The organism is endosymbiont of Ridgeia piscesae (assembly GCF_001443665.1).
GTDB lineage: Bacteria > Pseudomonadota > Gammaproteobacteria > Chromatiales > Chromatiaceae > Endoriftia > Endoriftia persephonae.
This window is the reverse complement of the sequence record NZ_KQ557164.1, coordinates 9,131-15,991: the sequence shown is the minus strand read 5'-3', so window position 1 is coordinate 15,991 and position 6,861 is coordinate 9,131. Positions and strand designations below refer to the sequence as shown.

The 6,861-nt window shown below is 53.4% G+C and carries 9 protein-coding genes; 2 read left to right on the top strand and 7 right to left on the bottom strand.

The features are described from left to right. A partial coding sequence (locus tag Ga0074115_RS16980) for a hypothetical protein (protein ID WP_232433150.1) occupies positions 1 to 196 on the top strand: 196 nt, incomplete at its 5' end. 223 nt (positions 197 to 419) lie between these two features. Here the strand turns inward: Ga0074115_RS16980 and Ga0074115_RS15095 are convergent. After that, positions 420 to 986, bottom strand: a complete 567-nt coding sequence (locus Ga0074115_RS15095; protein ID WP_057957245.1) for an HPF/RaiA family ribosome-associated protein — start codon at positions 984 to 986, stop codon at positions 420 to 422. Positions 987 to 1,292: 306 nt separating this feature from the next. After that, positions 1,293 to 2,111 (bottom strand): CheR family methyltransferase, encoded by an 819-nt coding sequence (locus Ga0074115_RS15090; protein WP_232433149.1) that lies wholly within the window; start codon positions 2,109 to 2,111, stop codon positions 1,293 to 1,295. Between the two features lie 167 nt (positions 2,112 to 2,278). Here Ga0074115_RS15090 and Ga0074115_RS15085 point away from each other — a divergent pair, with 167 nt between their 5' ends. Further along, entirely contained in the window at positions 2,279 to 2,908 is a 630-nt protein-coding gene (locus Ga0074115_RS15085; RefSeq protein WP_057957243.1) for a phosphoribosyltransferase, read from the top strand. Positions 2,909 to 3,028: 120 nt separating this feature from the next. Here the strand turns inward: Ga0074115_RS15085 and Ga0074115_RS15080 are convergent, their stop codons facing one another. The 5 genes from Ga0074115_RS15080 to Ga0074115_RS15060 all read right to left on the bottom strand — a co-directional run bounded on the left by Ga0074115_RS15080 (position 3,029) and on the right by Ga0074115_RS15060 (position 6,729). Continuing rightward, positions 3,029 to 3,493: a protein YgfX gene (locus Ga0074115_RS15080; RefSeq protein WP_157292806.1), complete on the bottom strand. Its 465-nt coding sequence runs from the start codon at positions 3,491 to 3,493 to the stop codon at positions 3,029 to 3,031. Further along, positions 3,477 to 3,743, bottom strand: coding sequence for an FAD assembly factor SdhE (locus tag Ga0074115_RS15075; RefSeq protein ID WP_057957241.1), 267 nt, complete (start codon positions 3,741 to 3,743; stop codon positions 3,477 to 3,479). The genes Ga0074115_RS15080 and Ga0074115_RS15075 overlap by 17 nt, the downstream gene beginning before the upstream one ends. After that, positions 3,733 to 4,350, bottom strand: a complete 618-nt coding sequence (locus tag Ga0074115_RS15070; RefSeq protein WP_057957240.1) for a hypothetical protein — start codon at positions 4,348 to 4,350, stop codon at positions 3,733 to 3,735. The genes Ga0074115_RS15075 and Ga0074115_RS15070 overlap by 11 nt, the downstream gene beginning before the upstream one ends. Continuing rightward, positions 4,337 to 4,891: a sigma-70 family RNA polymerase sigma factor gene (locus Ga0074115_RS15065; RefSeq protein WP_060528689.1), complete on the bottom strand. Its 555-nt coding sequence runs from the start codon at positions 4,889 to 4,891 to the stop codon at positions 4,337 to 4,339. Before Ga0074115_RS15065 ends, Ga0074115_RS15070 begins: the two co-directional genes overlap by 14 nt. A 128-nt stretch (positions 4,892 to 5,019) precedes the next feature. Beyond that, positions 5,020 to 6,729: a vWA domain-containing protein gene (locus Ga0074115_RS15060; protein ID WP_060528688.1), complete on the bottom strand. Its 1,710-nt coding sequence runs from the start codon at positions 6,727 to 6,729 to the stop codon at positions 5,020 to 5,022. Positions 6,730 to 6,861 lie beyond the last annotated feature (132 nt).

Below are 6,861 nucleotides of genomic sequence, written 5' to 3'. Positions count from 1 at the left end.
GGGAAACAAATCTGGAAGGAAAAATTCATCGGCTGAATTTGACCTGACAGTCACGCCATCGAAATCGGTAACTGTCAGATTAAGTCCCGACTACTACAAGATCGGAATGTTCATCTCGTTTGTTAATGCCATTGACATTACCGACAAGACGACTACTGCCGATGCTTTGCTCACCCAGCGTACTCTGGTCAGTTAACTGCCCAAACAGCGTTCTGATCATTGTCTGTTCATCTTTAGAGGCAACCAGTCGTCACTGCTGACTGGTATCCGTCTATGGAAACTAAGGTTTATGCCATGGATATCTTCAGAACGAAACCCGTGGATCAGGATTCCGGCCAGCACGCTAACCTGCTGGATTCTGGACCAGTGCGGGTGTTACTGCTGTTTGAACACTTCCCCAAAAACTGGATGATCGTTGCTCAATCAACGATGTGATGCTTGCCAATGATGTATACAGTAGAGGCCTGAGGACCTTCATCCCCGGCCTCTTCCACATACCTCACATCATTGCCAATCGCCAGGGAATCAAAATCTGCATCCACAACGCTGTTGCGATGAAAATAGATCTCTTTTCCATCTGATGACTCGATCTTGCCAAAGTCTTCCATCGGTACCAGCTCGGATATCCTGCCATGTAGCGGAGATTCGTGTCTTTTGACCTTATTGCGCTGTTTTCTGGCATAGTCCTGAAGTTGTCGTCGAGCGGCATCGAAGGCATCACGAATTGCCACATAAGCATCTTCGTGAGCGTGATGTTCCTTGGGCGCGCGACTGGCTACCAATTCACCATCCGGCACGGTCAAATCCACCCTGACGTAATACAGCTTGCCTTTATGATGGTGCCCATGTGGCACTTCCAGCACAACACGGCATGCCATGATGTGATCATAAAACTGGTCTAACTTGGCGGCCTTTTCACGAATATATGCTTCCACCGAATCAGAATGAGGAATATCACGGAAGGTGATTTGCAATGGCTGTTTCATGATGACGTCTACCCCCACATTTGACTGCCCATATTTAGTTTCATGATAACGATTTCTGTCAACTCAAGGTCGGTATTATCCACGTTACCTGATAAGCCGAATAATAGTTGAGCACATATTAATTACCGTCCAATCATTCCTTCCCAGCAGGGCTAGGATTATGAAAACTACCGAGAAAAATAAACACTTGCAGGATAATTCAATATATCGTGATTTTTCACGGAAATGCTGTACCAATAAAATAGTGCATTACACTTGGTCTTTTTCATTAATGCTCATAGGCGATATAATTAGCTTGTTAAAAACTCAGCATATTACGTGCGCTTGTCCCGCTTTCCGATAGATACCCAATTGTGCTGACCATATTTCAAAGTCCTGCTTACCTTCCTGTAGTACTTCGTGTACCCCTGTTACCAAAGCGCCGCCAGGTTTTAACCTGTCCCACATCCGGTCCCTGATTATTGTCTGGAGCTCAGAGTCAAAATAGGTAAAGACCAGATTGCGACATAAAATTAAATCAAATGGGCCAGCGGGTAAGGCTTCACGGATATCCTCGCATTGAAAATCCACGCTTCGCTTATAGACAGGATCCAGACAGTACGCCCCGGCAGTATCGAGGAATGCAGTTTCCCGCCAGGCCGCAGGAAGATTCTTCACGCCGCTAAAAGTATAGCAGGCCTGCTCCGCCCGTTTGAGTAATACGGGATCAGTATCGGTTGCCAGGATATGCATGTGCAGCCGTGGGAATCGCAATTGAAGGGATAAATCCCATACCAGCACCAACGTGTAGGGTTCTTCACCCGAGGCGCAACCGGCGCTCCAGATATGAAGCACATCTTCATCGCCGGAAAGTGCCTGCCCTGCAAGGACCGGGAGAACTTCTAGCTCAAGCAAGTTGAAGACCATCTTGTCCCGATAGAAGCGGGAAATAGTTACCCGACATAATTCGTCAAGTTTCTGCCACTCCTCGGGATGTTTCTGCAAATATTCCTGATAAGCAGAGATGCTTTCAAACTGCAACTGATTGATCCGCCGCTGAATACGTTTGCACACACGGCTGCGTATTTTGCGAAACCCTGCCCAACGCATATGCAGACGGGGGAGTGCCCACTGCAGAAATTCCACGCACTCACTATCTTTCATACTATAAACAGTAGTGCCGGTACGACATACCAGCAAGTAATGAGCAATGCAGGTTGTTTGTTCATAACCTGCTTGCAATTTCTGTTACATCATTGCACGCTGAAATTAAGTAACCTGTATTTGTAACTCGGGGCGACGAGGCTATCCGAATGCCAAGGACAATGCGCTGTGAACTGGTCTCATGGTCAGAGGTACAACGACTATGCCAACGACTGTCAACTTTAATCAGGGAATCTGGCTACCGGCCAGATATTGTAATCGCTATCGGGCGCGGCGGTTATGTGCCAGCCAGGCTGGTGTGCGATTACCTGGATATCATGGCGCTAACCAGTATCAAGATTGAACACTACCTGTCTGGTTCTGATAAACAGAAGCAAGCCATTATCCGCTATCCGCTTCATACCGATATCAAGCGCCAGCGTGTCTTGCTCGTTGATGATGTCAATGACAGTGGCGATACCCTGCAAATTGCCACCAAGCATTTACAAACATTCCAACCCGATGAATTTCGTACTGCCGTAATGCATCACAAAATCACTACTACCTCTGCTGTGGATTACTACGCCAGAAAGGTTATTAAATGGCGCTGGTTGATCTATCCATGGGCGATGATCGAAGACATTGGCGAATTTCTACGGCGCCTGTCGCCACCAGCTCGGACGCTGATGGAGGCCCAGAAGCGCCTTGCAGAGCAGTTCGGTATTGAAATATCGCAACAACGCCTTAAAGTTATTTATGAGATGGTGGCGTCAAAACCGAATAGCAATTGCTCAAGCTGAATGTCACGTATTAGTCGCCTTATTCGTCATTCCGGCCTGCGCTGGAATCCGAGGGATAGGAATTCGCTTTCGCTCTCCCCCTCAATCACGGCGATAAAACACATCTCTCCCTCCGGACAGCTACTTTCCCAGAACACTCTCTTGACGCGCCCAGCCCTGCAGCAGGCGAACTCGCAGACGGCGTGCGGTAGCGCGATCCAGCGAGTCAGCCAGCAACACCAGCGACCGGCGGCGTGGCGCTCCCACACAGCGAAAGTGCAGCACTATCAACCAGGGTTTGACGAAACTGGAAGGGAGCAGTTCTGCCTCGATCGAACTGCCATCACGCAACTGCAGGCGCCACTTTCCATCCGATGCCCACCTGGCCTCGCGGATCGAGGCAGCGCCTCTGTGAAAGATGTGGCGCCTGGTCTCGATCACAAATGATAGCGCCAGCATCCCCAACATCAGCAGCTTCAGCCAGAGTGTAACTTCGATCAGCAGCAACACTGCCCAGGTTGCGACCAGATGCGCTGTCACTACCCAAACACCCAGGGTGAGAGAGAGTCTGGGACTAATTTGGATCGCTTCAGTAGTTCTCTGCATCCTGCTGGCTTCCCTGCCGAAGAAGATTGATGATCGACACAAGCGCTTCGGGAATCCCATCCCCTCCCTGGAGCAACCAGGCCTGCAGCGACTGATCAGGGTGGCGCAACAGTCGGTCAAAGCCATCGAGTTGCGCTTGATCCAGTTGCAGGTAATGCTGATCCAGAAACCCCATCAGCAGCAGGTCGAGTTCCAGCATGCCGCGCCGACACTGCCAACGCAGACGATTGAACTCTGCGCTATCGTCCATCGCTCCCCTCTTCCCCGTTGTGTGGCGGCAATTCCCGGCCAAATCGGTTAAAAAACGCCTGCCTCAGGCATTCGGCAGCGCGACTATCCGCCGCCTGCAACTGCATTCTCAATGCCTGCTGCCAAACAGACTCATCAGGGGATGCTGGATAGTGGATGATCAAACAATCAGAGATATCTGCCTGCTGTATGCTCACCCCTGCGTCTGACTGCGTGTCGCGGAACAGATCCTCAAACGGATCCTCTTCCTCTGCCTGTTCCAACAGCACAGACGGTCTGGGCGAAGACGGTGCTGATGATTTAAACCGCTTCCGCTCAGCAGGCTCCCGCCCGCTCATCACAGCTGATTCTGTCTCTGTGGGAACAAGATCTAGCGCCTCCTGCAGTGGTGCCTGATCGAGAGACTTCAGGATCAACCCAAGACTGAGCATCACCACCGCCGCGGTGGCTAGTCCACCCATGAGCAACGGGCGTCTCTGTCTGGCCACCACTCGATGCGCATGAGCACGAATCATCCGGTCGAGCTGTTCTGGCGGCTCCTCCCGGCTGCCTGCACGATAGAGCTGCGAGATCCGTGCATCGTGCCACTCTTCATTATGCGTGCTCATCGCACCCCTCCAGGCCAGCGCGTAACCGACGCAGAGCGTAGCGCAGCCGACTCTTCACTGTCTCCCGACCGGTTCCAGTGACTATGGCGATCTGCTGCAGGCTCAGCCCCGCCTCCTCTTTCAACAGAAAGGCGCTGCGCTGCGATTCACTCAGACCACCAAGCAGTTTGAACAGGCGCTCCACACATTGGCGGATCAATAGCCAGTCGTCAGGCCAGTGCTGATCGAGCGTTACCACTTCATCTGTCGACTCAAACGACTCAGCGGGCCGCCGGCTGCGCCAATGATCGACCAGGCGATTGTGGGCGATGCGATAGAACCAGGGACTAAACCCCTCCTCACTGCGCCACTGATTACGGGCATCGATCACCCGCAGCCAGATATCCTGATAGAGCTCTTCACTGCTGGATGCATCTCCGCCCTGTCGTTGCAGATAGCGAAACAGTGGTCTGCGATAGCGAGCATAGAGCGCATCGAAGGCCGCTGTATCTCCGGCGCAGTAGCGCTGCATCAGGTTTTCATCGCTGGGATCCTGCTTCATTCCGTCTGATTCTTGCCATTAAGGAACCTGATATAGGGCGACCCGTGGCCGCCGCATGTAATAGCCTATCTTCACGAATGATGTCGGGCAGGGCCCAACCTATGCGTAGACATGTGGGCAATGCCTGCTCATGGTACGGTGGCTGTCTGTTCAAAGTTGGCCTGCGGTTTCATAGGTGACAAATCCCGCGCCAGACCGAGCAAACGGACAAATTCAGCACGCTCTCCATCCGGGTCATTACCACGGGCGCCCCGCGCCAGTTCAATCATCTCATCGTACCCCATATCCTTGAGATATTTCCCGCCATGTAGCGATTGACCAAAGGCGGCAACTGCGGCAGCGAAGCGGAAGTCGTCACTGCTGCTGGAGAGATCCTGGACGATCTGGCTGGCCAGGATTGGTGTCTCGATCAGCTCGCTCTCTGTCTCGCCCGGATGTTTGAAACGCAACTTCAGGAAGGCCAGCTCATCACTTTTACCGGCGCTCTTTACCTGCCCCTGTGCGTAGCGGAGCGGTTCAATCCGCTGCCCAGTGCTCCCGCTCAGGCTGATCTCATACAGTGCGCTGATCGAGTGACCGGCACCGATCTCCCCAGCATCGACCTTGTCATTATTGAAATCCTCCCGGGCCAGCAGGCGGTTTTCATAGCCCACGAGGCGATATACGGTGACATGTTCCGGGTTGAATTCGATCTGAATCTTCACATCCTTGGCCACCGTCTGCAGGGTGGCGCCCAGCTCTCTCACCAACACCTTGCGCGCTTCCATCAGGCTGTCGATATAGGCGTAGTTACCATCGCCCTGATCGGCGAGTTGTTCCATCAGATGGTCGTTGTAGTTGCCACCGCCAAAGCCGAGGGTGGTGAGGGCGATGCCCGCCTGGCGCTGCTGCTTGATCAGGTCGATCAACGCCTGATGGTTGACCGTGCCGACGTTGAAGTCACCGTCGGTGGCCAGGATGGCCCGGTTGATGCCGCCCTCGATAAACGCCTCACGGGCCTTCGCGTAGGCGAGCCGGATCCCCGCACCACCGTTGGTTGAGCCGCCCGCACTGAGCTGCTGCAGGGCCTGTTCGATGGTCGCCCTCTGGTTGCCTGGGGTAGGCTCTAACACCACCCCAGAGGCCCCAGCATAGACCACCAGGCTGACCCGGTCATCCGCATCCAGACTGCGACTGAGCAGACGCAGCGAGCGCTTCAGCAGCGGCAGTTTGTCAGGCGAGTGCATGGAACCAGAGACATCCACCAGAAACACCAGATTGGCGGGGGGCATTTCGGACTGCCTGGGCTGCCAAGCTTTGATACCGATACGCAGAAGCTTTGTCTCCGGGTTCCAGGGGTTGGCAGCAATCTCGGTGGTAATACCAAACGGGGTGTCACGCTGTTCGGCTGCCACATCCTCATAATTGAAGTAGTTGATCATCTCCTCCACCCGCACCGCGTCCATCGGCGGCAGGCGCCCCTCGTTAAGGATGCGCCGCAAATTGGCATAGGAGGCGCTGTCCACGTCGATGCTGAAGGTAGAGACCGGGAACTCCGCCGCCCGTTTCAGGGGGTTGTCTTTGAAGTGGGCATAGTTTTCCCGATCAAGCGGTTCCGAGGGCGGACGGATGCTGGCATTGATGCCTGCGACCGGCTGGGCCATCAGCTTCATCTCATAGCGCCTCTTTGCCGGATCGGGCACAGGCTGCTGAGGTTGATCCGCCGTCACTTCCTCCATCGCGACTAGCGAGGGATGAACGGCAGTGCTTTGGGGGCGTGAGGCCCGTTCTGAATTATGGATAGTGCAGGCCGCCAGCAACGAGAGGCTGAACACGGCAACGATGGGTTTGAGTTTCATGGCTTTCTCCTTACCTGTTTTGATTCGATCCATCCGTTAATATTAATCGTTCCGAAAGTATTGGCAGTGTATACTGCTTTCCATGGCTACGATAAAAGAACAGCGTGATCAGAAAAGGAAAGATGTAGTGGA

What these genes read in the sequence shown, in the direction of transcription:
- Ga0074115_RS15095 (WP_057957245.1), bottom strand. Translation starts at nt 986, where the DNA reads ATGAAACAGCCATTGCAAATCACCTTCCGTGATATTCCTCATTCTGAT.
- Ga0074115_RS15065 (WP_060528689.1), bottom strand. Translation starts at nt 4,891, where the DNA reads ATGAAGCAGGATCCCAGCGATGAAAACCTGATGCAGCGCTACTGCGCC.
- Ga0074115_RS15080 (WP_157292806.1), bottom strand. Translation starts at nt 3,493, where the DNA reads ATGCAGAGAACTACTGAAGCGATCCAAATTAGTCCCAGACTCTCTCTC.
- Ga0074115_RS15085 (WP_057957243.1), top strand. Translation starts at nt 2,279, where the DNA reads ATGCCAAGGACAATGCGCTGTGAACTGGTCTCATGGTCAGAGGTACAA.
- Ga0074115_RS15070 (WP_057957240.1), bottom strand. Translation starts at nt 4,350, where the DNA reads ATGAGCACGCATAATGAAGAGTGGCACGATGCACGGATCTCGCAGCTC.
- Ga0074115_RS15075 (WP_057957241.1), bottom strand. Translation starts at nt 3,743, where the DNA reads ATGGACGATAGCGCAGAGTTCAATCGTCTGCGTTGGCAGTGTCGGCGC.
- Ga0074115_RS15060 (WP_060528688.1), bottom strand. Translation starts at nt 6,729, where the DNA reads ATGAAACTCAAACCCATCGTTGCCGTGTTCAGCCTCTCGTTGCTGGCG.